At 72.1% G+C, this 25,417-nt stretch carries 24 protein-coding genes; 17 read left to right on the top strand and 7 right to left on the bottom strand.

Annotation, left to right across the window (positions count from 1 at the left end):
* Nucleotides 1–50 precede the first annotated feature (50 nt).
* From cobM to cobC, 5 genes are read left to right on the top strand one after another with little or no spacing between them, the layout of a single operon-like run.
* On the top strand, nucleotides 51–878 hold the full coding sequence (gene cobM / locus OG574_RS34495; RefSeq protein WP_326776391.1) for a precorrin-4 C(11)-methyltransferase: 828 nt from the start codon (nucleotides 51–53) through the stop codon (nucleotides 876–878).
* Complete coding sequence (gene cbiE / locus OG574_RS34490) at nucleotides 875–2,158, top strand: precorrin-6y C5,15-methyltransferase (decarboxylating) subunit CbiE (RefSeq protein WP_326776390.1); 1,284 nt, start codon at nucleotides 875–877, stop codon at nucleotides 2,156–2,158. The genes cobM and cbiE overlap by 4 nt, the downstream gene beginning before the upstream one ends.
* A complete protein-coding gene (cobJ, locus tag OG574_RS34485) occupies nucleotides 2,159–3,907 on the top strand; it encodes a precorrin-3B C(17)-methyltransferase (RefSeq protein ID WP_326776389.1) in 1,749 nt (582 codons plus the stop codon).
* The gene (locus OG574_RS34480; RefSeq protein WP_326776388.1) at nucleotides 3,904–4,830 is read left to right on the top strand and encodes a sirohydrochlorin chelatase; all 927 of its coding nucleotides are present in this window, start codon (nucleotides 3,904–3,906) and stop codon (nucleotides 4,828–4,830) included. Before cobJ ends, OG574_RS34480 begins: the two co-directional genes overlap by 4 nt.
* On the top strand, nucleotides 4,820–5,878 hold the full coding sequence (gene cobC / locus OG574_RS34475) for an Rv2231c family pyridoxal phosphate-dependent protein CobC (RefSeq protein ID WP_326776387.1): 1,059 nt from the start codon (nucleotides 4,820–4,822) through the stop codon (nucleotides 5,876–5,878). The genes OG574_RS34480 and cobC overlap by 11 nt, the downstream gene beginning before the upstream one ends.
* Before the next feature lie 95 nt (nucleotides 5,879–5,973).
* Here the strand turns inward: cobC and OG574_RS34470 are convergent, their stop codons facing one another.
* Nucleotides 5,974–6,906: an SCO1860 family LAETG-anchored protein gene (locus tag OG574_RS34470; RefSeq protein WP_326776386.1), complete on the bottom strand. Its 933-nt coding sequence runs from the start codon at nucleotides 6,904–6,906 to the stop codon at nucleotides 5,974–5,976.
* 333 nt (nucleotides 6,907–7,239) lie between these two features.
* A complete protein-coding gene (locus tag OG574_RS34465) occupies nucleotides 7,240–8,334 on the bottom strand; it encodes an amidohydrolase family protein (protein ID WP_326776385.1) in 1,095 nt (364 codons plus the stop codon).
* A 110-nt stretch (nucleotides 8,335–8,444) separates the two neighbouring features.
* Between OG574_RS34465 and OG574_RS34460 the strand changes: the two genes are divergently transcribed.
* From OG574_RS34460 to thpD, 5 genes are all read left to right on the top strand, one after another.
* On the top strand, nucleotides 8,445–9,563 hold the full coding sequence (locus OG574_RS34460) for a pyridoxal-phosphate-dependent aminotransferase family protein (RefSeq protein ID WP_326778724.1): 1,119 nt from the start codon (nucleotides 8,445–8,447) through the stop codon (nucleotides 9,561–9,563).
* Between the two features lie 385 nt (nucleotides 9,564–9,948).
* Nucleotides 9,949–10,443, top strand: a complete 495-nt coding sequence (ectA, locus tag OG574_RS34455; RefSeq protein WP_326778723.1) for a diaminobutyrate acetyltransferase — start codon at nucleotides 9,949–9,951, stop codon at nucleotides 10,441–10,443.
* 98 nt (nucleotides 10,444–10,541) lie between these two features.
* A complete protein-coding gene (gene ectB / locus OG574_RS34450; protein ID WP_326776384.1) occupies nucleotides 10,542–11,813 on the top strand; it encodes a diaminobutyrate--2-oxoglutarate transaminase in 1,272 nt (423 codons plus the stop codon).
* Between the two features lie 60 nt (nucleotides 11,814–11,873).
* Entirely contained in the window at nucleotides 11,874–12,272 is a 399-nt protein-coding gene (locus OG574_RS34445) for an ectoine synthase (protein WP_100592467.1), read from the top strand.
* A 5-nt stretch (nucleotides 12,273–12,277) separates the two neighbouring features.
* Nucleotides 12,278–13,171 (top strand): ectoine hydroxylase, encoded by an 894-nt coding sequence (thpD, locus tag OG574_RS34440; RefSeq protein WP_326776383.1) that lies wholly within the window; start codon nucleotides 12,278–12,280, stop codon nucleotides 13,169–13,171.
* 163 nt (nucleotides 13,172–13,334) lie between these two features.
* Here the strand turns inward: thpD and OG574_RS34435 are convergent, their stop codons facing one another.
* Nucleotides 13,335–14,402, bottom strand: a complete 1,068-nt coding sequence (locus OG574_RS34435; protein WP_326776382.1) for an alkene reductase — start codon at nucleotides 14,400–14,402, stop codon at nucleotides 13,335–13,337.
* Nucleotides 14,403–14,584: 182 nt separating this feature from the next.
* On the opposite strand from OG574_RS34435, the gene OG574_RS34430 reads away from it, so the two are divergent.
* A complete protein-coding gene (locus tag OG574_RS34430; protein WP_100592464.1) occupies nucleotides 14,585–15,085 on the top strand; it encodes a MarR family winged helix-turn-helix transcriptional regulator in 501 nt (166 codons plus the stop codon).
* A 78-nt stretch (nucleotides 15,086–15,163) separates the two neighbouring features.
* Here the strand turns inward: OG574_RS34430 and OG574_RS34425 are convergent, their stop codons facing one another.
* The 4 genes from OG574_RS34425 to OG574_RS34410 all read right to left on the bottom strand — a co-directional run bounded on the left by OG574_RS34425 (nucleotide 15,164) and on the right by OG574_RS34410 (nucleotide 19,357).
* Entirely contained in the window at nucleotides 15,164–16,216 is a 1,053-nt protein-coding gene (locus OG574_RS34425; protein ID WP_326776381.1) for an aminotransferase class V-fold PLP-dependent enzyme, read from the bottom strand.
* A gap of 115 nt (nucleotides 16,217–16,331) precedes the next feature.
* Nucleotides 16,332–17,048, bottom strand: coding sequence for a DsbA family oxidoreductase (locus tag OG574_RS34420; RefSeq protein ID WP_326776380.1), 717 nt, complete (start codon nucleotides 17,046–17,048; stop codon nucleotides 16,332–16,334).
* Between the two features lie 115 nt (nucleotides 17,049–17,163).
* The gene (locus OG574_RS34415; RefSeq protein WP_326776379.1) at nucleotides 17,164–17,772 is read right to left on the bottom strand and encodes a DUF1349 domain-containing protein; all 609 of its coding nucleotides are present in this window, start codon (nucleotides 17,770–17,772) and stop codon (nucleotides 17,164–17,166) included.
* A 52-nt stretch (nucleotides 17,773–17,824) separates the two neighbouring features.
* Nucleotides 17,825–19,357 (bottom strand): aldehyde dehydrogenase (NADP(+)), encoded by a 1,533-nt coding sequence (locus OG574_RS34410; protein WP_326776378.1) that lies wholly within the window; start codon nucleotides 19,355–19,357, stop codon nucleotides 17,825–17,827.
* 134 nt (nucleotides 19,358–19,491) lie between these two features.
* Between OG574_RS34410 and OG574_RS34405 the strand changes: the two genes are divergently transcribed.
* From OG574_RS34405 to OG574_RS34380, 6 genes are all read left to right on the top strand, one after another.
* The gene (locus tag OG574_RS34405; protein WP_116502788.1) at nucleotides 19,492–20,265 is read left to right on the top strand and encodes an IclR family transcriptional regulator; all 774 of its coding nucleotides are present in this window, start codon (nucleotides 19,492–19,494) and stop codon (nucleotides 20,263–20,265) included.
* A complete protein-coding gene (locus OG574_RS34400; protein ID WP_326776377.1) occupies nucleotides 20,265–20,735 on the top strand; it encodes a GNAT family N-acetyltransferase in 471 nt (156 codons plus the stop codon). The genes OG574_RS34405 and OG574_RS34400 overlap by 1 nt, the downstream gene beginning before the upstream one ends.
* 116 nt (nucleotides 20,736–20,851) lie before the next feature.
* On the top strand, nucleotides 20,852–21,859 hold the full coding sequence (locus tag OG574_RS34395; RefSeq protein WP_326776376.1) for a hypothetical protein: 1,008 nt from the start codon (nucleotides 20,852–20,854) through the stop codon (nucleotides 21,857–21,859).
* The gene (locus OG574_RS34390) at nucleotides 21,856–23,109 is read left to right on the top strand and encodes a sensor histidine kinase (RefSeq protein WP_326776375.1); all 1,254 of its coding nucleotides are present in this window, start codon (nucleotides 21,856–21,858) and stop codon (nucleotides 23,107–23,109) included. Before OG574_RS34395 ends, OG574_RS34390 begins: the two co-directional genes overlap by 4 nt.
* Before the next feature lie 19 nt (nucleotides 23,110–23,128).
* Nucleotides 23,129–23,797: a response regulator transcription factor gene (locus OG574_RS34385; RefSeq protein ID WP_326776374.1), complete on the top strand. Its 669-nt coding sequence runs from the start codon at nucleotides 23,129–23,131 to the stop codon at nucleotides 23,795–23,797.
* Between the two features lie 117 nt (nucleotides 23,798–23,914).
* On the top strand, nucleotides 23,915–25,378 hold the full coding sequence (locus OG574_RS34380) for a peptidoglycan D,D-transpeptidase FtsI family protein (RefSeq protein ID WP_326776373.1): 1,464 nt from the start codon (nucleotides 23,915–23,917) through the stop codon (nucleotides 25,376–25,378).
* Nucleotides 25,379–25,417: the final 39 nt, after the last annotated feature.

Genomic DNA, 25,417 nt, shown 5'->3' with positions numbered 1-25,417 from the left:
ACCGCGTGATCCTCACGCGTACGACGTCCATCCCCGAGAGGACCCCAGTCATGCCCGAAGCAACCACCGGCAAGGTGACCTTCGTCGGTGCCGGGCCCGGCGCCGCCGATCTGCTCACGTTCCGCGCCGCGCGCGCCATCGCGGACGCCGATGTCGTCATCTGGGCGGCCAGCCTGGTGCAGGAGGAGGTCCTCGACCACGCGCGCGAGGGCGCGGAGATCCTGGACTCGGCGACGATGTCGCTGGAGGACGTCGTCGCCGTGTACGAGCGGGCGCACCGCGACGGGCTGCGGGTCGCGCGCATCCATTCCGGGGACCCGGCGCTGTGGGGCGGCACGCAGGAGCAGGTCGACCGGTGCGCGCGGCTCGGTATCGCGACGGAGGTGATCCCGGGTGTCTCGTCGTTCTCGGCGGTGGCCGCGCTCGTGCAGCGCGAGCTGACGATCCCCGAGGTCGCGCAGTCCGTGATCCTGACGCGGCTCGGCGGCGGCAAGACGCCGATGCCTCCGGGCGAGGAGGTGCGGGAGTTCGCGCGGCACGGCACGACGATGGCGCTGTTCCTGTCGGCGGCGCGCAGCGGGCAGTTGGTGCGTGAGCTTCTGGAGGGCGGCTACCCGACGTCGACGCCGGTCGTCGTCGCGTACCAGGCGACCTGGCCGGAGGAGCTGATCGTGAAGTGCACGATCAGCACGCTGGAGGAGACCGTGAAGCAGCACAAGCTGTGGAAGCACACGCTGTTCCTGGTCGGCCCGGCCCTGGACGCGGAGGGCACGCGTTCGCACCTCTACCACCCGGGCCACTTCCACGGTTTCCGCAAGGCCGACCCCGAGGCGCGGGCGGCGCTGCGGGCCGGGAAATCCGCACAGGCCCAGTCGTGATCACGGTCTTCGGTACGGGGACGGGGGCGCCGCTGTCCCCGGATCCGGCCCTGTCGTCCGCCGCTCTTGTCGTCGGAGGGCGGCGTCATCTCGACGCGGCCGGGGCGCTGCTGGCTCCCGGGGCGGAGCGGGTCGTGCTCGGGCCGCTGGCCCCGGCGCTGGACGCGGTCGAGCGATACGTCGAGAACGAGAAGGGTCAGGGCGTCGCGGTGCTGGCGTCCGGCGATCCCGGGTTCTTCGGGATCGTGCGGGCGCTCGCCGAGCGGTTCGGGTCCGCGGCGCTCGACGTGCGGCCGGGGGTGTCGTCGGTGGCGACGGCGTTCGCGCGCGTCGGCCTTCCGTGGGACGACGCGGCGGTGGTCAGCGCACACGGCCGTGACCTGCGGACCGCGGTCAACGTGTGCCGCGCGTACCCGAAGACCGCCGTGCTGACGGGTCCTGGCGCGGGCCCTGCCGAGCTGGGCGCCGAACTCGCGCACCGCGGCGCCGACCGCGTGCTCGTCGTCGCGTCCCGCCTCGGCGACCCCGACCACGAGAGCCTTGAACGCGTCACGCCGTCGGAGGCCGCCGCCCGTGACTGGGGCGACGCGGTGAGCGTGGTGCTCTGCCTGGACGAGAAGCGGGTGCTCGCACCGGTGCGCACCCTCGCGGGTCCCGGCCGTCCCCCGTCCCGATGGGCCCTGGACGAGGGCGAGTTCGAGCACCGCGACTCGATGATCACCAAGTTCGAGGTGCGGGCGCTCGCGCTCGCGCGGCTCGGGCCGCGCCCGGGCGACCTGGTGTGGGACATCGGGGCCGGTTCCGGCTCGGTCGCCGTGGAGTGTGCGCGGTTCGGTGCCGCGGCCGTGGCCGTCGAGAAGACCGTGGACGGCGTGGCCCGGATCCGGGACAACGCCGCCGCCCACGGTGTCGACGTACGCGTCGTGCACGGCGCGGCGCCCACCGTCCTGTCCGATCTCAGCGACCCCGACGCCGTGTTCATCGGCGGGGGCGGGCGTGAGCTGACCGCGATCGTGACGGCGTGCGCCCGACGCACGCGACGGTCCGTGGTGGTCGCCGTGGCGGCGGTGGACCGGGTGGGCGCGGTGCGGGACGCACTGGGCACTGCCGGGTTCGTCACCGACGGGGTTCTGCTCCAGTCGTCCCGGCTCGCGCCGCTGCCGGGCGACGTCTCGCGGCTCGCCGCGGCCAATCCGGTGTTCCTTGTGTGGGGCGTACGGCCTGATGCAGATGCACAGAGCGCCACTTCCGTGGACTTCCTTGAACGAAGGAGTAGTTGAGTGATCGGCCTGATTTCCGCCACGGCGGCCGGGGCGGTGTCCCGCGACCGGCTCGCGTCGGCGTGGCCGTCGCGTACGCGCGTGTACGAGGGTTCCGTGGGGGACGCCGTACGGCGCGCGTTCACGGAGTGCGAGCAGGTGGTGTGCTTCCTGGCGACGGGGGCCGTGGTCCGGCTCGTCGCGCCCCTGCTGCGGGACAAGCACATGGACCCGGGCGTGGTGTGCGTCGACGAGGCGGGGCGGTTCGCGGTGTCGCTGCTCGGCGGGCACGAGGGCGGGGCGAACGCGCTCGCGCGTGAGGTGGCCGCCGTCCTGGAGGCCGAGCCGGTGGTGACCACGGCGACGGACGCCGTGGACGTGCCGGGGCTCGACACGCTCGGCCTGCCCGTCGAGGGTGACGTCGCCGGGGTCACCCGGGCGGTCCTCGACGGTGAACCGGTCGCCCTGCACGCCGAGTCGGCCCACCCGCTGCCCGCGCTGCCGGGAAATGTCGCGCCGGACCAGGTGGCCGCGCACACGATCCGCGTCACCGACCGCGCCGTGGAGCCCGCCGACCGCGAGGTCGTCCTGCGGCCCCCGTCGCTCGTCGTGGGCGTCGGCGCCAGCAAGGGCGCGCCGGTCGACGAGGTGCTCGGGCTCGTGCGCGAGACGCTGCGGGACGCGGGGCTCTCGCCGCTGTCCGTGGCGCGGCTCGCGACCGTCGACGCCAAGGCCGGTGAGCCGGGCATCGTCGAGGCCGCCGCGCAGTTGGGTGTGCCCGTCGTGACGTACGGCGCCGAGACACTCGCCGCAGTCGCCGTGCCGAACCCGTCCGACGCGCCGCTCGACGCCGTCGGCACGCCCTCCGTGGCGGAGGCCGCCGCGCTGGTCGCCGGCGGTGAACTCCTCGTACCGAAGCGGAAGTCGGTGCGCGCCGACGGGAAGCCCGCGATGGCGACGTGCGCCGTCGTGCGCACCGCGCCGCGCGGCCGGCTCGCCGTCGTCGGGCTCGGCCCCGGCGCCCGTGACCTGGTGACGCCGCGCGCCCGCGACGAGCTGCGCGCCGCGTCCGTACTCGTCGGCCTCGACCAGTACGTCGACCAGATCAGGGACCTCCTGCGGCCCGGCACCCGGATCCTGGAGTCCGGGCTCGGCGCCGAGGAGGAGCGGGCCCGCACGGCGGTGGCCGAGGCCCGCAAGGGGCAGGCCGTCGCACTGATCGGCAGCGGGGACGCGGGCGTGTACGCGATGGCGTCGCCCGCGCTCGCCGAGGCGTCCGACGACATCGACGTGGTGGGCGTACCGGGTGTGACGGCCGCGCTCGCGGCGGCCGCGATCCTGGGCGCGCCGCTCGGCCACGACCATGTCTCGATCAGCCTGTCCGACCTGCACACACCGTGGGAGGTCATCGAGCGCCGGGTGCGTGCGGCGGCCGAGGCGGACATCGTGGTCACGTTCTACAACCCGCGCAGCCGGGGTCGCGACTGGCAGCTGCCGAAGGCCCTCGGCATCCTCGCCGGGCACCGCGAACCGGGCACGCCCGTGGGCGTGGTGCGCAACGCGTCCCGCGCCGACGAGTCGAGCCGGCTGACCACACTCGGCGAACTCGACCCGGCCTGGGTCGACATGATGACCGTCGTCACCGTCGGCAACACGGCCACGCGGCGGATCGCGGGCCGCATGGTCACCCCCCGCGGCTACCGCTGGCAGCAGCCGGCCGCCGCCGCTCCCGACAACACCACCAGCACCACCCATAAGGAGTCCTCGTGACCACCCCTCCCGCTCTGCTCATCGCCGGGCACGGCACCCGCGACGAGGCCGGTGCCGAAGCCTTCCGCGACTTCGTCAGGGAGCTCGGCCGCCGCCGTCCCGACCTGCCCGTGGCCGGCGGCTTCATCGAGCTGTCGCCGCCGCCGCTGACGGAGGCGGTGGGCGAGCTCGTGGAGCGCGGGGTGCGCCGGTTCGCGGCGGTGCCGCTGATGCTGGTGTCGGCGGGGCACGCCAAGGGCGACATCCCGGCGGCGCTCGCCCGTGAGAAGGAGCGGCACCCGGGGATCTCCTACACGTACGGGCGTCCGCTGGGTCCGCACCCGTCGCTGCTCCAGGTGCTTGAGCGGCGTCTCGACGAGGCGCTGGGCGGCGGGGCGCGCACGCCGGAGGACCGGGCCGATGTGACGGTCCTGCTGGTGGGCCGCGGCTCGACGGACCCGGACGCCAACGCCGAGGTGCACAAGGCGGCGCGGCTCCTGTGGGAGGGGCGCGGTTACGCGGGCGTGGAGACGGCGTTCGTGTCGCTGGCCGCGCCGGACGTGCCGTCGGGCCTCGACCGGTGTGTGAAGCTCGGCGCGCGGCGCGTCGTCGTCCTGCCGTACTTCCTGTTCACGGGGATCCTGCCGGACCGGGTGCAGCAGCAGACGGAGGGCTGGGCGTCGGCCCACCCGGACGTCGAGGTGCTTTCCGCCGACGTGATCGGTCCGGAGCCGGAGCTGATCGACCTGGTCATGGAGCGGTACGAGGAGGCCGTCCGCGGCGATCTGCGGATGAACTGCGACACCTGCGTGTACCGGATCGCGCTGCCGGGCTTCGAGGACAAGGTGGGGCTTCCGCAGCAGCCGCACTTCCACCCGGACGACGACGGCGACCACCACGGCCACGCGCACGGTCACGGGCACTCCCACTCGCATGCGCACTGACGACGGTCACGATCTGCGCCACCACGGTGACGCGGAGGTCCGCGGCACGGTCGCGGACCTCACGGATCTCGCGGTGAACGTCCGCGCGGACACTCCCCCGGTGTGGCTGCGCGAGCACATCGCGGACTCGCTCGGCGGGCTCGCCGCGTATCCGGACGGGCGGGCGGCCCGCGAGGCGGTGGCCCGCCGGCACGGGCTTCCCGTGGAGCGGGTGCTGCTCACGGCGGGGGCGGCTGAGGCGTTCGTGCTGCTCGCCAGGGCCCTGAAGGTCCGTCACCCGGTGGTGGTGCACCCGCAGTTCACGGAGCCGGAGGCGGCGCTGCGGGACGCCGGGCATGCCGTGGACCGGGTGCTGCTGCGCGAGGAGGACGGCTTCCGGCTCGACCCGGCGGCCGTGCCCGAGGACGCGGACCTGGTGGTGATCGGCAATCCGACGAACCCGACGTCGGTCCTGCACCCGGCCGCGCTCATCGCTGAACTGGCCCGCCCCGGGCGGGTGTTGGTGGTGGACGAGGCATTCATGGACGCGGTCCCCGGCGAGCGGGAGGCCCTCGCGGGCCGGAGCGACGTGCCGGGGCTCGTGGTGCTGCGCAGCCTGACGAAGACATGGGGGCTGGCGGGGCTGCGGATCGGCTACGTGCTGGCGGAACCGGACACGATCGCGGAGCTGGAGCGGGCGCAGCCGCTGTGGCCGGTGTCCACGCCGGCGCTGGCCGCGGCCGAGGCGTGTGTGTCGCCGCGTGCCCTCGCGGAGGCGGCGCACGCGGCGCACCGGATCGCGGCCGACCGGGCCCATCTGGTGGCGGGGCTCTCGGAGTTCGCGGCGGAGGGCGTGTCGGTGGCGGGCCCTGCGGAGGGTCCGTTCGTACTCGTACGGGTCCCCGGTGCGGCGGCGCTGCGCGCGCGGCTGCGGCAGCGGGGTTTCGCGGTGCGCAGAGGCGACACGTTCCCGGGCCTCGGCACGGAGTGGCTGCGTCTCGCGGTGCGGGACAGGGCGACGACGGGCCGGTTCCTCCAGGCGCTCGACCAGGCGCTGACGAGCACCTGACGGGGCGTGCCGAGGGGCGGGAGTCCCCGACTCCCGCCCCTCCGCTCCCCTCCGCTCCCCTCCGCTCCCCTCCGGTCCCCCCTCGGGCCCTCGGGTCAGGAGCGCCCGCGCCGCGCGACGGCGACGGCTCCGCCACCGGCGACCAGCAGCACGATGGCACCGCCCGCGATGTACGGCGTCATCGAGTTCCCCCCGGTCTCCGCGAGGTCCGCCTTGGCGGCGGGCTTGGCGATCGGCTCGGCGGCGCCGCCCTGGGGCTTCACGTCGTCGGCCGGCTTGGCCGGGGGCTTCTGCGAGGGCGCCGCCGCGGGCGTCTCGCAGGTCGCGCCGGCGAGGGTCACCGTGCCCTCCACCTCCGCCACGTTCAGCTTGAGCGGGTTGACGGACACCTTCAGTTCGAGCGCCGAGGCGGCAGCCGTACGGGATGTGGTGTGCGTCTTCGAGAGGTCGAGCCGGACCTCGCCCACGCCCGGGACCTTCACCTCCGTGGTGCCGCCCGCCGACAGGGTCACCTTCTTGCCGAGGACCGTGACCGCGCCCAGGACGTTCGACTCGGCGACGGGGCGCTTGCCCGTCTCGCAGACCGCCTTCGACGTGACCTGGCCGACCTCGATGAGCGAGAGCAGCGGCAGGCCCGGGATGTGGACCTTGGCGTGGGCGAGGTTGCTGTAACCCTCCGCCTTGTGGTCGTCGACGGTGGCCTTCGCGGTCGCCACGTCCGCCCGCAGGACGCTGAACGGCCGCCCGCGGTCGACGCCGTCCAGCTTCACGGTGAGGGCGGTCTTCTCGGCACTGGCGGGGGCCTGCACCTCGTTGAGCGTGGCCGTGAGCGGGACGTTCACGGTCTTGTTGAGCAGGGAGACATTCAGGCCGGTGCGCAGGACGACGGCGCTCGACTTGCCGCCGTGGCCGCCCGTCGCGTGCGCGGTGCCCGCGGTGGCGAGCAGCGCCGGGGCGACTGCCAGGGCCGTGGCGGCGGCCGACGCGGCGAGGCGGCGTCCGGGCGTACGGAAGGTGGTGCTGGGCATGCTGATGGGACCCCCACGAGAGAAATGGAGCCGTCGGCCCCGCCCCGCCATGGGGGACATCGCTGGGGCGCGCCGTCGGCCTCGATGCAGGGAATCTTTACGCACTGAGAGTGAACGGGCAGCAACCTGACGTCAGTTCACTCCAAAGTGAGGTTTCCGAGCTGGTCTTCGAATCTTTGGGCTCGGTTGTTCCCTGTTATCCCACTGTTGTCACCCGGTCGACCGGCGCTTGCCGAACGCGCGGGTCGGCCGCGCGGGCGCGCACGAGGGTGTGCAACGAGCGGGCGGGCGTCGGCGTCACGTTCCGTCAACCCGCGTCCTCCCGCGGCCGGTTCAGCCCACGATGCGGCCGCGCAACACTACGCGCCGGGGCGAGGCCAGGACCCGTACATCGGCGCGGGGGTCCGATGCGTAGACCACGAGGTCGGCCGAGGCGCCCTCCTCGAGGCCGGGCCGGCCGAGCCAGGCGCGGGCGCCCCACGCCGTCGCGGAGAGCGCGTCCACGGCCGGGAGTCCGGCCTTGACCAGTTCGGCGACCTCCCCGGCGACCAGGCCGTGCGGGAGCGAACCGCCGGCGTCGGTGCCGACGTAGACCGGCACCCCGGCGTCGTACGCCGCGCGCACCGTGTCGTAGCGGCGCTCGTACAGGCGGTTCAGATGGGCAGACCAGCGGGGGAACTTGGTCTCGCCGGCCGCCGCGATCTGCGGGAACGTGGCGATGTTGACGAGGGTCGGGACGATCGCGACGCCGCGCTCGGCGAACAGCGGGATGGTGTCCTCGGTGAGGCCCGTCGCGTGCTCGATGCAGTCGATGCCTGCCTCGACGAGGTCGCGCAGCGAGTCCTCGGCGAAGCAGTGGGCGGTGACGCGGGCGCCGAGCCGGTGCGCCTGAGCGATGGCGGCCTCGACCTCCTCGCGGGGCCAGCACGCGGTCAGGTCGCCCGCGTCCCGGTCGATCCAGTCGCCGACCAGCTTCACCCAGCCGTCGCCGCGCTTCGCCTCCCGCGCCACGTAGGCCACCAGCTCGGGCGGCTCGATCTCGTGCGCGTAGTTGCGGATGTAGCGGCGGGTGCGGGCGATGTGCCGCCCGGCCCGGATGATCCTGGGCAGGTCCTCGCGGTCGTCGATCCAGCGGGTGTCGGAGGGGGAGCCCGCGTCGCGGATCAGGAGCGTGCCGGCCTCGCGGTCGGTGAGGGCCTGTTTCTCGGCGACGTCGGCGGCCACCGGGCCGTGCGTGTCCAGGCCGACATGGCAGTGCGCGTCGACGAGTCCGGGCATGGCCCACCCGTCGACGGTGGTGATGTCGAGGCCGGGCCCGGCAGGCCGGTCGTACGTCACCCGCCCGCCCACGACCCACAGCTCGTCCCTGACGTCGTCGGGTCCGACGAGGACCCGCCCCTTCACGTGCAGCACCGCGCGCTCACTCATGTCGGAAGCCTATGAGGCCGGTGGGTACGCTCGGAACGGCAGCCCGCCGTACGAACTCGTGAACGAAGATCACGGGCGACGTGAGCGAAGAGAGCGAAGAGAGCACGATCGTGACCCACCCTTTTCTTGACCTGGCCCCCCTGAGCGCCGAGCACTTCGCCTCCATCGAGCGGCGCGTGGCCGGGCTGCTCGACACCTCGCAGGACGTCGTGATCATGCAGGGCGAGGCGCTGCTGCCCCTCGAAGGCGCGATCCGTGGCACCGCGCGCCCCGGCACCGTGGCCCTGAACATCATCACGGGACCCTACGGCCAGACCTTCGGCGACTGGCTGCGGGACAGCGGCGCGACGGTGTACGACCTGGCGGTCCCCTTCCACACCGCCGTGACGGCCGAGCAGGTGCGCGACGCGCTCGCCGAGCACCCCGAGACCGACTTCGTCTCGCTCGTGCACGCGGAGGCCGCGACCGGCAACACGAACCCGGTCGCCGAGATCGGCGAAGTGGTGGGGGAGCACGGCGCGCTGTTCTACCTGGACGCGGTGGCGTCGATCGCCGCCGAGCCGGTCCTGCCCGACGCGTGGGGCGTGGACCTGTGCGTGATCGGCGCGCAGAAGGCCATGGGCGGCCCGGCGGGCGTCTCCGCGGTGTCCGTCAGCGCGCGGGCGTGGGAGCGGATGGAGTCCAACCCGCAGGCGCCGCGCCACTCGTACCTGTCGCTGCTCGACTGGAAGCACCGCTGGATCGACGGCGGGCGCAAGGCGCTGCTGCACGCTCCGGCGCAGCTGGAGATGCTCGCTCTGGAGGCGTGCGTCGAGCGCATCGACGCGGAGGGCCTCGACGCTTTGACGGCCCGTCACGCCGGTGCTGCCGCGGCCACTCGGGCGGGTGCGCTCGCGCTGGGCGGCGGCATCGAGCCGTACGTGTACGAGGCGCGGGACGCGGCGCCGGTGGCGACGACGCTGCGCGCCCCGGCGGGGATCGACGCCTCGGAGCTGGTCGCGCGGGCGCTGGCGGTGGACCCGGTGCTGCCGCTGGTGGCCGGCGGCGGGGCGCTCGCCAAGGAGATGATCCGCGTCAACCACTACGGCCCGCAGGCCACCCGGGGCGTCGTGCAGTCCTCGCTCGCGGCGCTCGGCGGTGCGCTCGCCGAGATGGAGGGGTCCGGCGCGCCGGTGGACCTGGAGGGCGCGCGCAGGGCCGTCGCGGCGGCCTGGGTGCAGCCCCTGTAGTCCCGCGACTTCACAAAGTGAGGCGCCGCCCCTTCAATGGGGTGGCGCCTTCTTTTCTTTTCCGAGTCAATTCTCGCGCATTTCTCAGCACAGCTTCCCATATTCTTCTGCCCGCTTTCCGGGGACGTAAACACTAAGATTTCAACAACGGGAATCGGCGTAATTCGGACGCGTCTCGCGCGGGTTTCGCTCTTGTGACGCACTCCACACCGAAGGTGATTTGCGCACTTCATCCCGGTCAAATCGGCACATATGACCGAGATTTCGCGTGCGCGCCCCCACCCGCGCGATAACACAGAGGGAGCGTTTACGTAACCCCTGCTCGCGATGCAATCCCAGAAATTGCTCGGTAAATTGAATTCACATGACCGCGCAATTCCTGGAAATGCCCGAGAGCCTGCGGATCGACCGGCCCGAGGTGGCCGACGGAGCCGCAATCTGGCGCATCGCCCGCGACTCGAAGGTGCTCGACCTCAACTCCTCGTACAGCTACCTGCTGTGGTGCCGGGACTTCGCCGCCACGTCCGTCGTGGCGCGGGACTCCGCCGGCTCCGTCGCCGGGTTCATCACCGGATACATCCGGCCCGAGAACCCACGCACCCTCGTGGTGTGGCAGGTGGCCGTCGACCATGCGCACCGGGGGCGCGGTCTGGCCGGGGCACTGCTCGACGGGCTCTGGGCGAAGGTCGTCGCCGACGGCGCGACGACCTTGCTCGAGACGACGATCTCGCCCGACAACGCCGCCTCGCAGCGCCTGTTCGCCTCGTTCGCACGCCGCAACGGCGCGGAGGTCGCGCAGACGGTGCTGTTCGACGCGGGCCTCTTCCCGGACGACGGGCACGAGCCCGAGGTGCTCCACCGCATCGGGCCGATCGTCTGACCCACGACCGGCCCCCCATCACTTCTCTGCAGCGCAAGACCGCAGACCGCACGACCTCTTCCACGCCACCCCCACTCCCATCTCCCAGGAGATTCGCTGTGACCATCACCCAGCCGGACCTGAGCGTCTTCGAGACCCTTGAGTCGGAGGTGCGCAGCTACTGCCGCGCTTGGCCCACCATCTTCGACCGGGCGCAGGGCAGCCGCATGTTCGACGAGGACGGCCACGAGTACCTCGACTTCTTCGCGGGCGCGGGATCGCTCAACTACGGGCACAACAACCCGGTCCTCAAACGCGCCCTGATCGACTACCTGGAGCGCGACGGCGTCACGCACGGGCTCGACATGTCGACGACGGCGAAGCGCGCCTTCCTGGAGTCGTTCCAGAACATCATCCTGCGCCCGCGCGACCTGCCGTACAAGGTCATGTTCCCGGGCCCGACGGGCACCAACGCCGTCGAGTCGGCCCTGAAGCTGGCCCGCAAGGTCAAGGGCCGTGAGTCGATCGTGTCGTTCACGAACGCCTTCCACGGCATGTCGCTCGGCTCCCTCGCGGTGACCGGCAACGCCTTCAAGCGGGCGGGCGCCGGCATCCCGCTGGTGCACGGCACCCCGATGCCGTTCGACAACTACCTGGACGGGCAGACACCGGACTTCATCTGGTTCGAGCGCCTCCTGGAGGACTCGGGCTCGGGCCTGAACACGCCCGCCGCCGTGATCGTCGAGACGGTGCAGGGCGAGGGCGGCATCAACGTCGCCCGCGCGGAGTGGCTGCGCAAGCTGGCCGATGTCTGCAAGCGCTGGGACATGCTCCTGATCGTCGACGACATCCAGATGGGCTGCGGCCGCACCGGTGCGTTCTTCTCCTTCGAGGAGGCGGGCATCACACCGGACATCGTGACCGTGTCGAAGTCCATCAGCGGGTACGGGCTCCCCATGTCCCTGTGCCTGTTCAAGCCGGAGCTCGACGTCTGGGAGCCGGGCGAGCACAACGGCACGTTCCGCGGCAACAACCCCGCGTTCGTGACGGCCGCCGCCGCCCTGGAGACGTACTGGACCGACGGCCCCGCCATGGAGAAGCAGACGCTCGCCCGCGGCCAGCAGATCGACGAGGCCCTCGGCGCGCTCCGCGACGAGTTCCGCGACGACACCGTCGAGTACCGCGGACGCGGCCTGGTGTGGGGCCTGGAATTCCGCGACAAGGACCGGGCGAACAAGGTCGCCAAGCGCGCCTTCGAGCTCGGTCTGCTCATCGAGACCTCCGGCCCCGAGAGCGAGGTCGTCAAGCTGCTTCCGGCGCTGACGATCACGCCCGAGGAGCTGGAAGAGGGACTGCGCACGCTCACCCGGGCCGTGCGCGAGACCGCCTGATTTCCGCTCGAGCGGGCAGGCGCCCCCTCACCACGTAGAAGAGAAAGGCAGCAACTCACCGTGATCGTCCGTTCGTTCAAGGAGATCGAGAACACCGACCGGCATGTGAAGTCGGCGACCGGCACCTGGGAGAGCAAGCGCATCGTCCTTGCCAAGGAGAAGGTCGGCTTCTCACTGCACGAGACGATCCTCTACGCGGGCACGGAGACCGACATGTGGTACGCCAACCACATCGAGGCCGTGCTGTGCGTCGAGGGCGAGGCCGAGCTCACCAACAAGGAGACCGGCGAGAAGCACTGGATCGAGCCGGGCACGATGTACCTCCTGAACGGCCATGAGCGCCACACCCTGCGCCCCAAGACCGACTTCCGCTGCGTGTGCGTGTTCAACCCTCCCGTGACCGGACGGGAGGACCACGACGAGAACGGCGTCTACCCGCTGCTGACCGAGGAGGCCTGATCCTGATGAGCACGGAGACACGTACCGACCTCTACCCGACCCGCGGCGCCTCCGAGGTGGCGACGCCCCGCGTCGACCCCGTCGTCTGGTCGCCGCCGGACGCGCGCGGTCCGATCCGCCAGTCGGACCTCGCGGGCTTCGAGCGGGACGGCTTCCTCGCGATCGAGGAGCTGATCGGTCCGGACGAGATCGGCACGTACCAGGCCGAGTTGAACCGGCTGATCACGGATCCGGCGGTCAAGGCCGACGAGCGTTCCATCGTCGAGCCCACGTCGCAGGACGTGCGGTCCGTCTTCGAGGTCCACAGGATCAGCGAGGTGTTCGCGAACCTGGTGCACGACGAGCGGGTCGTGGGCCGGGCACGGCAGATCCTCGGCTCGGACGTGTACGTCCACCAGTCGCGGATCAACGTGAAGCCGGGCTTCGGGGCGAGTGGCTTCTACTGGCACTCGGACTTCGAGACCTGGCACGCGGAGGACGGCCTGCCGAACATGCGGACCGTGTCCGTCTCGATCGCGCTGACCGAGAACTACGACACCAACGGCGGCTTGATGATCATGCCGGGGTCGCACAGGACGTTCCTGGGCTGCGCGGGCGAGACGCCGAGGGACAACTACAAGAAGTCCCTCCAGATGCAGGACGCGGGCACGCCGTCGGACGAGGCGCTGACCAAGTTCGCGGACCGGCACGGCATCCGCCTGTTCACGGGCAGCGCGGGCTCGGCGACGTGGTTCGACTGCAACGCCATGCACGGCTCCGGGGACAACATCACCCCGTATCCGCGCTCGAACGTCTTCATCGTGTTCAACAGCGTGGAGAACACGGCGGTGGAGCCGTTCGCGGCCCCGGTGCGACGGCCCGAGTTCATCGGGGCACGGGACTTCACGCCGGTGAGGTAGCGCTGTTCCCGGCTGGGGGTTCGGGGGTCGCCCCCCGAAAGACACAGCATCGGGGCACGGGACTTCACCCCGGTGAACTGACCTTCGTACACGCACAGTTGGTGCGGCTCCCGGTCGGGGGCCGCCCCAACTCGCGTATGCGGAAGCGGTCAGGCGGGAGGGGTCAGGCGGTGAGCACCGGGTAGTCCGTGTAGCCCTTCGCGTCGCCGCCGAAGAACGTGGCCGGGTCCGGGGTGTTGTACGGACCCTGCGTCTTCAGGCGGGCCGGCAGGTCGGGGTTGGCGAGGAAGAGCGCGCCGAACGTGATGATGTCGGCGATGCCGTCCTCGATCACCGAGAGCTCGCCGTGCCCGGTGGGCCCGTCGCTGAGGACGTTGATGACGAACGTGCCCGAGAACTGCTTGCGCAGCGCCAGGGTCAGCTCGCGGATGTCGGAGCTCTCGAGGACGTGCAGGTAGGAGATGCCGAGCGGCTCGATCTCCTTGACCAGCGCGGTGTACGTCGGCGCCGGGTCGCTCTCCTCGATGGAGTTGTACGAGTTGCCGGGCGAGATCCGCAGGCCGGTCCGCTCGGCGCCGATCTCGGCGACGACGGCCTTGACGACCTCGACGGCGAAGCGGATGCGGTTCTCCACACTGCCGCCCCACTCGTCGTCGCGCAGGTTGGTGTTGGGAGCGAGGAACTGCTGGATGAGATAGCCGTTGGCGCCGTGCAGCTCCACGCCGTCGAAGCCGGCCTCGATCGCGTTGCGGGCGGCGGTGGCGAAGTCGGCGATCGTGGCGCGGACCTCGTCGCCGGTCAGCGCGCGCGGGGTGGTGAAGTCCTTCATGCCCTCGGTGGTGAAGCCCTGTCCCGCCGGGGCGACCGGGGACGGGGCGACCGGCGTCTCCCCCTCGGGCAGCAGCACCGGGTGGCTGATCCGGCCCGCGTGCATGATCTGCGCGTAGATCGTGCCGCCCTTGGCGTGCACGGCGTCGGTGACCTTGCGCCAGGACGCGATCTGCTCGTCGCTGTGCAGGCCCGGGGTCCATGCGTAGCCCTGCCCGACGGCGGACGGCTGGATGCCCTCGGTGATGATCAGGCCGGCCGAGGCGCGCTGCGCGTAGTACTCGACGGTCAGGTCGGTGGCGGTGCCGCCCTCGCCGGCCCGGCTGCGGGTCATCGGGGCCATGGCGATGCGGTTGGCGAGCTGGACGCCGGAGAGGTCGATCGGGTCGAAGGCGGTGGTCATGGCTACTCCATCCAAGGGCAGGCAGGCAACGTAACGCCGACCGATATGTGGTCGGCCAAGTAATCGAGCCGTGTGCCACTGTAACCCATTCATTGGCCGACCAAGGTAATCTCTGAGTGAAGACCGAACCTCCGTGGAGAGACCGGACTCCACGGCGAGGCCGGAACCGATCAGGAGTCGCCATGACGGACGAGCCAGCCTGTAGTGAGCACCTGCCCGAGGCCGCGCGTTGCGGTCCCGTCAGCCATGCGCTCTCCCGCGTGGCGCGGCTGCACCGGATCACCGCGGGCAAGCTGCTGCGCGGGCTCGGCCTCTATCCGGGCCAGGAGTTCCTGATGATGCACCTGTGGGACAGGGGGCCCGTGCGCCAGTCGGAGCTCATCAAGGCGGTCGACCTGGACCCGTCCACGGTGACGAAGATGCTCCAGCGGCTCGAACAGGCCGGTCATGTACGCCGCTCCCCCGACCCGCGCGACCGGCGGGCCGTGCTCGTGGAGACGACGGACGCCAGCTGCGGCCTGCTCGGCGACGTGCAGCACAAGTGGGGCGACCTGGAGGACCACACGCTGCGCGGCCTCGACAAGGAGGAGCGGACCGAACTCCTGCGGCTGCTCGCCAAGGTCGAGGCGAATTTGTGCACGGATCCGGCGAGCTGCCCGGGGGCGGAGCCTGCCGACGGGTGATCCGGGGATTGCGGGCGGGCCTGCTCCCGGTTGGCGGAGGCCGGAGCAGGCCCGACGCGCAGGGTCGGCCCGGCGGGTTCAGCCCGACAGCGCCTCAAGGAGCCGGTCGACGTCGGAATCCGTGTTGTACAGGTGGAAGGCCGCCCGCAGGTTGCCCGCGCGGTTGGAGACCTCGATGCCGGCCCGGCTCAGCTCCGGCTGCCGTGCGCCGAGGCCCGGGACGGAGACCACCGGCGAGCCCGGCGCGGGCACGGGCTCGTGGCCAAGTGTGGCGAGACCCGCGCGGAAGCGCTCCGCCAGGGCGAGGTCATGGGCGCGGATCGCGTCGACGCCGAGTTCCTCGATGAGCGCCAGGGAGTGCCGCGCGCCCGCGTACGAGAAGAGGCTGGGGCTCTCGTCGAACCGCCGCGCGGAGTGGGCGAGCTCCTCGACGGGTCCGTAGCAGCTGTCCCACGGGTGCTCGCCCGCGACCCAGCCCGCGAAGACCGCGCGGAGGGATCCCATGTCCTCCGGGACGACCAGGAAGCTCACGCCGCGCGGGCACAGCAGCCACTTGAAGCCGACGGTGGACGTGTAGTCCTGCGCGTCCGCGTCGACGGGCAGCCAGCCCGCGCCCTGGGAACAGTCGATGTAGGTGCGGGCGCCGTGGGCGCGGGCCGCCTCGCGGATCGCGGGCAGGTCGGCGACGCGTCCGTCGGCGGACTGGGCCGCGCTGACGGCGACCAGCGCGGTGCCGGGCCGAACGGCGTCGGCGATCCCTTCCAGGGGCGCGGTGCGGACCTTGAGGTCGCCGCGTACGTAGAAGGGGTTCACGGTGGAGCTGAAGTCGTCCTGCGCGGTGAGGACCTCGGCGCCCGCCGGGAGCGAGGCGGCGATGACTCCCGTGTAGACGGCCACCGAGGCGCCGGCCGCCACCCGGTCGGCCGGAACCCCGGCAAGCCGGGCGAAGGCGGCGCGGGCGGCCTCGACGTCCGCGAACATGTCGGCGGGGCGGCCGGCCGCGACGGAGGCGACCGCGTCCTTCATGGCCGCCACCGTGCGGGACGGGAGCAGCCCGGTGCTCGCGGTGTTCAGATAGCTGGTGACGGGTGCGAACTCGGCGCGCACGAGCGCGTGATCGAGAGTCTCCATGAGTCCACTGTGCCGCCTGGCCAACTATCGGTCCATTGCGTGTTGTTGAGCAGTACCCCTAAGCGTCTCTTATAAGTGCTGCTCCGGGGGCTGCGTGCCGCTCCCGCGGCCCGTGTCAGTTCTGCGGGACCGCGCATCCGTCCGGGCCACAGGCCTCGGCGTCGCCGCTGTCGATGACCTGGAGCGGCGAGCGGCTGCCCCACGCCTGCTCCAGGGCCTGGGCGAAGACCTCGGCGGGCTGGGCGCCGGAGACGCCGTACTTGCGGTCGAGGACGAAGAAGGGCACGCCGTTCGCGCCGAGCTCGGCGGCCTCGCGCTCGTCGGCACGCACGTCGTCGGCGTACCGGGCGGGGTCGGCGAGGACGGCGCGGGCCTCGTCGGCGTCGAGTCCGGCCTCGGCGGCGAGGCTGATCAGGTACTCGTCGGCGTCGGCGAAGACGGACCGCTCGTCGGCGAAGTTCGCGCGGTACAGGAGGCCGATCAGCTCGTCCTGGCGGCCCTGCTCCTTCGCGAAGTGGAGGAGGCGGTGCATGTCGAAGGTGTTGCCGTGGTCGCGGCCCTCGGTGAGGTAGGCGAGGCCCTCGGAGGCGGCGTTCTCGCCGAGGTTGCGCTCGGCGGCCTGCGCCTGGTCCTCGGTCATGCCGTACTTCTGCGCGAGCATCGGGATGACGAGTCCGCTGTCGCCCTTGGCGCGCGTCGGGTCCAGCTCGAAGGAGCGGTGGACCACCTCGACGCCGTCACGGTGCGGGAAGGCGGCCAGGGCCTTCTCGAAGCGGGCCTTGCCGACGTAGCACCAGGGGCAGGCTATGTCGGACCAGATCTCGACGCGCATGGGGGTCACTCCAGATTCGTACGGCGCAGGGTGTGCCCTGCGACCCCCTTCAACGCCCGGCTCCGGCGGCTCATTCCCCGGGCCGGGCGGTCAGGTGCCCCTGGTTCCCGTGGTGTCAGGAACCGTCCTTCAGGCCCTGCGGCCAGGTCGGGCGGAACTCGATGGCCTCGTACGTGACGACGCAGCCGTCACCGACCGGGGCCTGCGCCATGAAGCCGACCAGGGCCGCGCCCGCGGACTCCTCGTCGCCCAGCGAGAAGATCCGGACGAAGGTCCACTTCTCGCCGTCCGGCGAGGCGTGGAAGGCGAACGCCGAACCGGTGCGGCTGATGCGCAGCCACACCGTGCTGCCGCCCACGACGAACGCGTTCGCGTCGTCGGAGTGGCCGCGCGTGACGACGGTGCAGACGGTCGGCTCGTCGGGCGAGCGCTCCAGGCAGAGCTTGGCCCACTCGCGCTCGCCGACGTGCAGATAGAGCACACCCGCGTCGAAGGCGGCGGTGAAGCCGACCGTGACCCGGGCGAGCAGCTGGAAGTCGCCCTTCGGCGCCCCGAGCAGGCGGGGCGCGTCGGACGCCGGGTCCAGGGCCGTGCCGGTGGGCGGCACGAAGCGGTCCTGGCGGGGTCCGGCCCAGCCGGTGAGCACCCCGTCCTCGTACGACCAGTGCCCGTCGGGGCCGTAGGTGCGCAGCGGGAACGGGAGTTCGGGGAGTTCGATGTCCATCGGGTCAGTTTTCCAGGTGACGGTCGGGCTTCCCGGTGAGGGGCGGGCGGGCTCAGAGCTCCTGGCGGCCTTCGTAGCGGCGCGGCAGGCCCAGCGGGTTGTCGTCGCGCAGCTCAGGCGGCAGGAGTGCCTCGGGGGTGTTCTGGTACGCGACCGGGCGCAGCCAGCGCTCGACGGCGGTGCCGCCCACGGACGTCGACGTGGACGTCGTGGCCGGGTACGGGCCGCCGTGGTGCTGGGCGGGGGCGACGGCGACGCCGGTGGGCCAGCCGTTGACCAGGACGCGGCCCGCGAGCGGGGTGAGCTCGGCGAGGATCTCGGCGCCGCGCCCCTGGCCGGCGGCCTCGCCCTCGGACAGGTGGACGGTGGCCGAGAGGTTGCCGGGCAGCCGCGAGAGCACGGAGGTGACCTCGGCGTCGTCCTCGTAGCGGGCGACGACGGTCACCGGACCGAAGCACTCCTCCAGGAGGAGGTCGTGGTCGCCGCCATCGGTGGCCAGGCGCTGGGCCGGGACCGTGAGGAAGCCGGGACTGACGGTGTGCTCGCTGCCCGCGCCCGGGGTCACGGGGGCGTCCACGTCGGGCAGCTCCGCGCGCTCGGCGACGCCCGCGACGAAGTTGTCGCGCATGCGGTGGTCGAGGAGCACGCCCGCGTCGGTGTCGCTGACGGCGTCGGTGAGGGACTTGACGAGGCGATCGCCGTCGGCACCGTTGGGCGCGAAGACGAGGCCGGGCTTCACGCAGAACTGGCCGACGCCGAGCGTCATGGAGCCCGCGAGCCCGGCGCCGATCTGCTCGGCACGCTCGGCCGCGGCCTCCGCCGTGATGACCACGGGGTTGAGGGAGCCGAGTTCGCCGTGGAAGGGGATCGGCACGGGGCGGGCGGCCGCCGCGTCGAACAGGGCGCGCCCGCCCCGTACGGAACCGGTGAATCCGGCGGCCGAGACCAGCGGGTGCTTCACGAGCTCGACGCCCGCCTCGAAGCCGTGGACCAGGCCGAGTACGCCCTCCGGGATGCCGTGCTGGGCGGCGGCCCTGCGCAGCACGGAGGCGACCAGTTCGGAGGTGGCCGGGTGGTCGGGGTGGGCCTTGACGACGACGGGGCAGCCCGCGGCGAGCGCGCTCGCGGTGTCGCCGCCGGGCACGGAGAAGGCGAACGGGAAGTTCGACGCCGAGTAGACGGCGACGACGCCCAGCGGCACCTTGTAGCGGCGAAGATCCGGGATCGGCGGGGTCGCCGAGTCGTCGGGGTGGTCGATGACGATGCCCAGGAAGGCGCCCTCGTCGACGATGTCCGCGAAGGCACGCAACTGGTAGCTGGTGCGGGCGAGTTCACCGGTGAGGCGGACGGGACCGAGCGCGGTCTCCGCGTCCGCGGCCTCCACCAGGTGATCCTTGGAGGCGTCGAGGAGCTCGGCGGCGCTGCGCAGGAAGGCGGCGCGCACGGTGCGGTCCGCGAGGGCGCCCGTGGCGGCGTGCGCGGCGCGGACCGCCTGGTCCACCTCCTGGGCTGTGGCTTCCACCGCAACCTGCTCCCGCTGCTTCCCGGTTCGGGGGTCGACACTCCAGACTGGTGCTGCTGCCACCGCGGGTTCCTCCAGATTTGTGCCGCTCACCTGACGACGAACAGCAGCTGTTCGATATGCTGAACGCTGTCCCTGATGATGAATACGCTACGGACTCAGGACACTAATTCTGGTCGAACGAAGGGGTCAAGGGAATGTCGGCAGGTGAGACGGGCGGCGGGGCTCAGGTCAAGTCCGCGGTACGGACCGTGGAATTGCTCGAATACTTCGCGGGCCGGCCCGGAATGCACTCCCTGGCGGCCGTCCAGGAAGCGGTCGGTTACCCCAAGTCGAGCCTGTACATGCTCCTTCGCACGCTGGTCGAGCTCGGCTGGGTGGAGACGGACGCGACAGGCACGCGGTACGGCATCGGCGTACGCGCCCTGCTCGTCGGCACGTCGTACATCGACGGCGACGAGGTGGTGGCCGCGGCCCGCCCCACCCTCGACCGGCTCTCCGACGACACCACGGAGACGATCCACCTGGCGCGCCTCGACGGCACGAACGTCGTCTATCTCGCCACGCGCCAGTCGCAGCACTACCTGCGGCCCTTCACCCGCGTCGGCCGCCGGCTGCCCGCGCACTCCACATCCCTCGGCAAGGCGCTGCTCGCGACCCACACCGACGAGCAGGTCCGCAAGATGCTCCCCGAGACGCTCCCGGCCCTCACCGAGCACACCATCACCGACCGCGAGAAGCTCATCGAGGAGCTGCACGCGGTGCGCGAGCAGGGCATCGCGGTGGACCGCGAGGAGAACACGCTGGGGCTTCGCTGCTTCGGCGTCGCGATCCCGTACCGCACACCGGCGCGCGACGCGATCAGCTGCTCGGTGCCGGTGGCGCGCCTGACCCCCGCGCACGAGCAGATGGTGAAGGACGCGCTGTTCGACGCCCGGGACCGGCTGACGCTTGCGACACGGAGGCTCTGATGGAGGTCGCGCTGCGTGCCGTCGAGGAGAGTGACGTCCGCGTCTTCTTCCGGCACATGAACGACCCGGAGGCGGCCCGCGTCGCCGCGTTCGTCTCGCCCAGGGGGTCCGACTGGGACCACTTCGAGGCGCACTGGAAGCGGATCCGTTCGTCGTCCGACGTGGTGCGCGCCGTCGTCGCCGACGGCGAACTCGTGGGGAGCGCAGCCGTGTACGGGGAGCCGGGCGATCTCCAGGTCACGTACTGGATCGACCGCACGCACTGGGGGCGCGGACTCGCCACGGCGGCGCTCCGCGCGCTGCTCGCCGAGGTCCCGGAGCGCCCGCTGCACGCTCGCGCCGCGACCGACAACATCGGCTCGCTGCGCGTCCTGGAGAAGTGCGGTTTCCGTGTCACCGGCCAGGATTCGGGCTTCGCCCACGCGCGCGGCAAGGAAATTCCCGAGTACGTGCTGGTGCTCGACGCGTAAGCGGTACACGGCGGGTGCCCCGTGCGCCTGCGGCGGCCGTGGTCTCCCCCGTGCGGCGGAGGCGGATCGGCTGTGGGCACGACGTGCGGCGCGGGCCGGGGCGGGAGCGTGGACGTATGACGCACACGATCGCTTCCGCGCCCCGTCCCGCTCCCGCCTCCACACCCCCCGTCGACCGGCTCCGACGCGTACTTCGGGCGGTCGCCGTCGTGTCCTGTCTGCCCTATCTCGGCCTCAAGGCCGCCTGGATCGCGGGCAGTCACCTCGGGATCCCCGACGGCAGCTCCCTCCTCGACCACCGCGCGTCGATGATCGTGGCCAACAGCCTCAGCGTGCTGCTCGACAGCTTCGTGATCGTCCTCGCGCTGCTGCTGACCCGGCCGTGGGGGCGGCGCGTCCCGGCCTGGCTCCTCGTGTTCCCGATGTGGGTGGCGACCGGGCTGCTCACCCCGATCATGACCGGGTACCCGCTCCAGCTGCTGGTCAGGGCCTTCGGCGGCTCCGTGAACCACGGCGGGTCCAAGGGCGGACCCTTCCTCGACGAGTGGGTGTTCGGGGTCGTCTACACCGGCTTCATCCTCCAAGGGCTCGCCCTCGGCACCCTGTTCGCCCTGTACGCGCGCGACCGCTGGGGCCACACGTGGCGCGGCCCGGTCCGGGAGCTGCCGCCTCCCCCGGCCGCCGCCCGGCGGACCCTGGCGGTCGCCGCCGCGGTGCTCGCCCTGTTCCCCCTGACCCTGCACCTGCTGTGGGCGTGCGGCGCGACCACCGGCCTCAACTCCGCCCGGATCGCTGACCGTTCAAGTGACTTCTACGTCCTCGAGGCCACGGACGTGGCCTTCCTGGCCGCCGCCGTGCTGGGCGCGCTGTCCCTCACCCTCCAGCGCGGCGGTGGCCTGCCGGTGAAGCTGCCGCTGGCCCTCGCGTGGCTCGGCTCGGGGGCCGTGGCCTGCTGGGGCGGCTGGCTCGCGCTCGCTTCCCTCGCCGGCGTCGACGACATCACCCGGCGGCCCACGCCGGTCATGAACCTCACCTACGCTGTCCAGATGATCGTCGGGATCCTCGTCGTCGCCGTCGGCGTCCGCTTCCTCGCGGGCCGCGCGGAGCGACGTACGGCGTCATGAGGGGTTGCTGGAGCGCCCTGTTCGGGCGGCGGGCGCGCCGGCGGTGGATCCATCTGATCCTCGGCGGCGCACTCGCCATGCCGTACGTTCTGGTGGGCTCGGTCGTCATCGGGCCGCTCACCGGCGTGAGCGACGTCTTCACCTCACTGACCCTCCAACTGGGCGCGTTCGCAGTGGGGTTGCCGCTCGCCGCGGTCACGGCGCTGTTCCCGCTGACCCGGCCGATCTCGGTGGCGGCGGTGCGCGCGCTGTGCGGGGTGCCGGGCGACGCACTCGCCGACGGGCCGCCCCGGAGCCGCGCCGCGCGGGGGCGGACCGTCGCCTGGTTCACGCTGCACCTCGGATTCGGCGGGGTACTCAGTGGGATGACGCTCGCGCTGCCCCCGTTCGCGGTGACGCTGATGGTGCTTCCCCTGTTCGCCGGGCTGCGTGACTCGGCCCTCGCGCTGCCCGAAGTCCTCCACCACGCATGGGCGTTGACGCTCGCCCCCGTCGCGGGCGCGGCGATGCTCGTGGCGCTCGCGGGCTGCGCCGCGGTAGCCGGCGGCCTGCTGGCGCGGTGGGCGCCCGTGCTCCTCGGGCCGACTCCGGCAGACCGGCTCGCCTTGGCCGAGCGGCGCGCCGCCGACCTCGCCCTACGCAACCGGCTGGCGCGCGAGCTGCACGACTCGGTGGGCCACGCCCTGAGCGCGGTCACCCTCCAGGCGAGCGCGGCCCGCCGCGTCCTCGACCACGACGTGGAGTTCGTCCGCGAGGCCCTCGCCGCGATCGAGGACACCACGCGGCGCACGGTGGGCGAACTCGACGCCGTACTGGGCGTGTTGCGGGAGGCGGGCGACCCCGCGTCCACGGCGCCCGCGCCGACCCTCGCCGCCGACCTGGACGGGCTGCTGAGCCGCACGCGGGCCGGCGGCCTGCGCGTACAGGCGGATGTCGTGGCCCTGGACCCGGCCGCACTGCCGCCGCTGGTGTCCCGCGAGGCGTACCGGATCGTGCAGGAGGCGCTGAGCAACGCGCTGCGGCACGCGGGCACGTCCCTCACTCTGCGTCTCGCGCGCGACGGCGACGACCTGCTGATCACCGCCGAGAACCCGCTGCCGCCGCACCCGCCGCGCGCCCGCCCCGGCGGCGGCCACGGGCTGCGCGGCATCGCGGACCGGGCCCGGCTGCTGGGCGGCGCGGCCGAGGCCGGCCCTGCGGACGGTGCGTGGCGGGTGTCGGTACGACTGCCCCTGAAGGCGAACGCATGAGAAGGAGAGGAACCACCCCATGACCGCGACCACCGGGATCACCGCGATCCGTGTCGTCCTCGCCGACGACGAGCGCATGGTGCGCAGCGCCCTGCGCGCCATCCTGTCCGCCGAGGACGGCATCGAGGTCGTGGGCGAGGCGGCGACCGGCGCCGAGGCGGTGTCCGTGGTGCGCGAGCTGGCGCCCGACGTGGTCCTCATGGACGTACGCATGCCGGAGACCGACGGCATACGCGCCACGGAACAGATCCTCGGATCGATGGCCGCGCCGCCGCGCATCGTCGTGGTCACGACCTTCGAGAACGACGCCTACGTGTACGAGGCACTGCGCGCGGGCGCCGCCGGGTTCCTCCTCAAGCGCGCCGAGGCGGACGCGCTCGTGCAGACGGTGCGCCTCGTCGCGCACACCGACTCCCTGCTCTTCCCCGCGGCCGTGCGTGCCCTCGCCGCGGAGTACGGGCACACCGGGCCCGCGGCGGCCGCGTGGGTGGCGCGGCTCACGGGCCGCGAGAGCGAGGTGCTGCGGCACATGGCGTCGGGCCTGACCAACGCGGAGATCGCGCGGCGGATGGGGGTCGGCCCCGCCACGGTGAAGACGCATGTGGCGGCGGTCCTGGCGAAGACCGGGGCCCGGGACCGTACACAGGCCGTGATCGCGGCGTACGAGGGCGGCTTCATGAAGGCGTGAACCTCGCGACAGCGGCCGCGTCCGGGCCGGCGTGACGCGGATCTCTTGATGAGGATTCACTGAGAAACCGGGCCGGAACGGAACGATCCGCTCTCGTCCGCTCGTCTTCTGTGCGGGATGAACAAGACGATCAGACGCGCCTCGGTCTTCTGTCTGCTCCTCGTGCTCGCTCTGCTGGTGAGGGCGACGTGGGTGCAGTTCTACGACGGCCAGGCCCTCGCGGACAACAAGAACAACCGGCGGAACGTGATGCAGCAGTACGCGTATCCCCTGGGCGACATCATCGTGGGCGGAGAGGCGGTCACCGATTCGAAGAGAACGGGCACGGGCAGCGACCTCGCGTACAAGCGCACGTACAAGGACGGCGAGCTCTACGCGGGCGTGACGGGCTTCAGCTCGCAGGTGTACGGGCAGACGCAGCTCGAGGGCATCTACCAGGACATCCTCGACGGGACGGACACCCGGCTCAAGAACCCCGTCGACGCGGTCACCGGCAAGCACACCGAGCCCGGTGACGTGGTCACGACCATCGACCCGGCGGTGCAGAAGGCCGCGTACCGCGCGCTCGGCGACAAGAAGGGCGCGGCCGTCGCGATCGACCCGAAGACCGGGAAGGTGCTCGGCCTCGTCTCGACGCCGTCGTTCGACCCGTCGAAGATCAGCGGCTCGGACTCGTCCACGGACGGCAGGGCGTGGACGGCGCTGTCGAAGGACAAGGACCAGCCGACGCTGAACCGCGCGATCAAGCAGGCGCTGCCCCCCGGGTCCACGTTCAAGCTGGTCGTCGCGGCAGCGGCGCTGGAGGACGGGCTCTACTCGTCGGTGGACGCGAAGACCGACAGCCCGAACCCGTACCGGCTGCCGGGCACGGCCACGGACCTGAAGAACGAGAGCGCGTCCGCGCCCTGCGAGGACGCCTCGATCCGCACGGCGCTGAAGTACTCGTGTAACAACGTCTTCGGAAAGCTCGCCGTCGACCTGGGCCAGGACAAGGTCAGGGCGATGGCCGAGAAGTTCGGCTTCAACGACGACAAGCAGGACATGCCGGTCCGGGCCTCCAAGAGCGTGTACCCGAAGGACATGGACAAGGCGCAGACGGGTCTGTCGGGCATCGGCCAGTTCGACGTGACGGCGACACCGCTGCAGATGGCGATGGTCTCGGCCACGATCGCCAACGGCGGCGAGCAGGCCTCCCCGCACATGGTCTCGCAGGTCACGGACGCCGACGGCAACGCGATCAAGAGCTTCGCCGACGGTGACAACACGCGCGTCGTGAGCACGTCCACGGCCTCGCAGCTCCAGTCGGCGATGGAGACGGTCGTCTCGCAGGGCACCGGTACGAACGCGCAGATCCCGGGCGCGACGGTGGGCGGCAAGACGGGTACGGCCCAGCACGGCGAGAACAACAGCAAGACGCCGTACGCCTGGTTCACGTCGTACGCGAAGGACGACTCCACCGGCAAGGAGGTCGCGGTGGCGGTCGTGGTGGAGCAGTCGGACGCGGCCCGCTCGGAGGTGAGCGGCAACGGTCTGGCGGCGCCGATCGCGAAGGCGATGATGTCGGCGGCGCTCACGGGGTAGACGGGCTCGGCGAGGTGCCGGAACCGGTGTTCCGGCACC

The organism is Streptomyces sp. NBC_01445, assembly GCF_035918235.1.
Taxonomy (GTDB): domain Bacteria; phylum Actinomycetota; class Actinomycetes; order Streptomycetales; family Streptomycetaceae; genus Streptomyces.
This window is presented reverse-complemented; position numbering and strand designations above follow the sequence as displayed.

Bases quoted from the DNA above. Each gene is read 5' to 3' on its own strand.
- OG574_RS34395 (WP_326776376.1), top strand. From the start codon at position 20,852: ATGACGCACACGATCGCTTCCGCGCCCCGTCCCGCTCCCGCCTCCACA.
- OG574_RS34465 (WP_326776385.1), bottom strand. From the start codon at position 8,334: ATGAGTGAGCGCGCGGTGCTGCACGTGAAGGGGCGGGTCCTCGTCGGA.
- cobC (WP_326776387.1), top strand. From the start codon at position 4,820: ATGCGCACTGACGACGGTCACGATCTGCGCCACCACGGTGACGCGGAG.
- ectA (WP_326778723.1), top strand. From the start codon at position 9,949: ATGCCCGAGAGCCTGCGGATCGACCGGCCCGAGGTGGCCGACGGAGCC.
- OG574_RS34385 (WP_326776374.1), top strand. From the start codon at position 23,129: ATGACCGCGACCACCGGGATCACCGCGATCCGTGTCGTCCTCGCCGAC.
- OG574_RS34380 (WP_326776373.1), top strand. From the start codon at position 23,915: ATGAACAAGACGATCAGACGCGCCTCGGTCTTCTGTCTGCTCCTCGTG.
- OG574_RS34420 (WP_326776380.1), bottom strand. From the start codon at position 17,048: ATGCGCGTCGAGATCTGGTCCGACATAGCCTGCCCCTGGTGCTACGTC.
- thpD (WP_326776383.1), top strand. From the start codon at position 12,278: ATGAGCACGGAGACACGTACCGACCTCTACCCGACCCGCGGCGCCTCC.
- OG574_RS34400 (WP_326776377.1), top strand. From the start codon at position 20,265: ATGGAGGTCGCGCTGCGTGCCGTCGAGGAGAGTGACGTCCGCGTCTTC.
- OG574_RS34435 (WP_326776382.1), bottom strand. From the start codon at position 14,402: ATGACCACCGCCTTCGACCCGATCGACCTCTCCGGCGTCCAGCTCGCC.
- OG574_RS34405 (WP_116502788.1), top strand. From the start codon at position 19,492: ATGTCGGCAGGTGAGACGGGCGGCGGGGCTCAGGTCAAGTCCGCGGTA.
- OG574_RS34470 (WP_326776386.1), bottom strand. From the start codon at position 6,906: ATGCCCAGCACCACCTTCCGTACGCCCGGACGCCGCCTCGCCGCGTCG.
- cobM (WP_326776391.1), top strand. From the start codon at position 51: ATGCCCGAAGCAACCACCGGCAAGGTGACCTTCGTCGGTGCCGGGCCC.
- OG574_RS34415 (WP_326776379.1), bottom strand. From the start codon at position 17,772: ATGGACATCGAACTCCCCGAACTCCCGTTCCCGCTGCGCACCTACGGC.
- OG574_RS34430 (WP_100592464.1), top strand. From the start codon at position 14,585: ATGACGGACGAGCCAGCCTGTAGTGAGCACCTGCCCGAGGCCGCGCGT.
- OG574_RS34425 (WP_326776381.1), bottom strand. From the start codon at position 16,216: ATGGAGACTCTCGATCACGCGCTCGTGCGCGCCGAGTTCGCACCCGTC.
- OG574_RS34390 (WP_326776375.1), top strand. From the start codon at position 21,856: ATGAGGGGTTGCTGGAGCGCCCTGTTCGGGCGGCGGGCGCGCCGGCGG.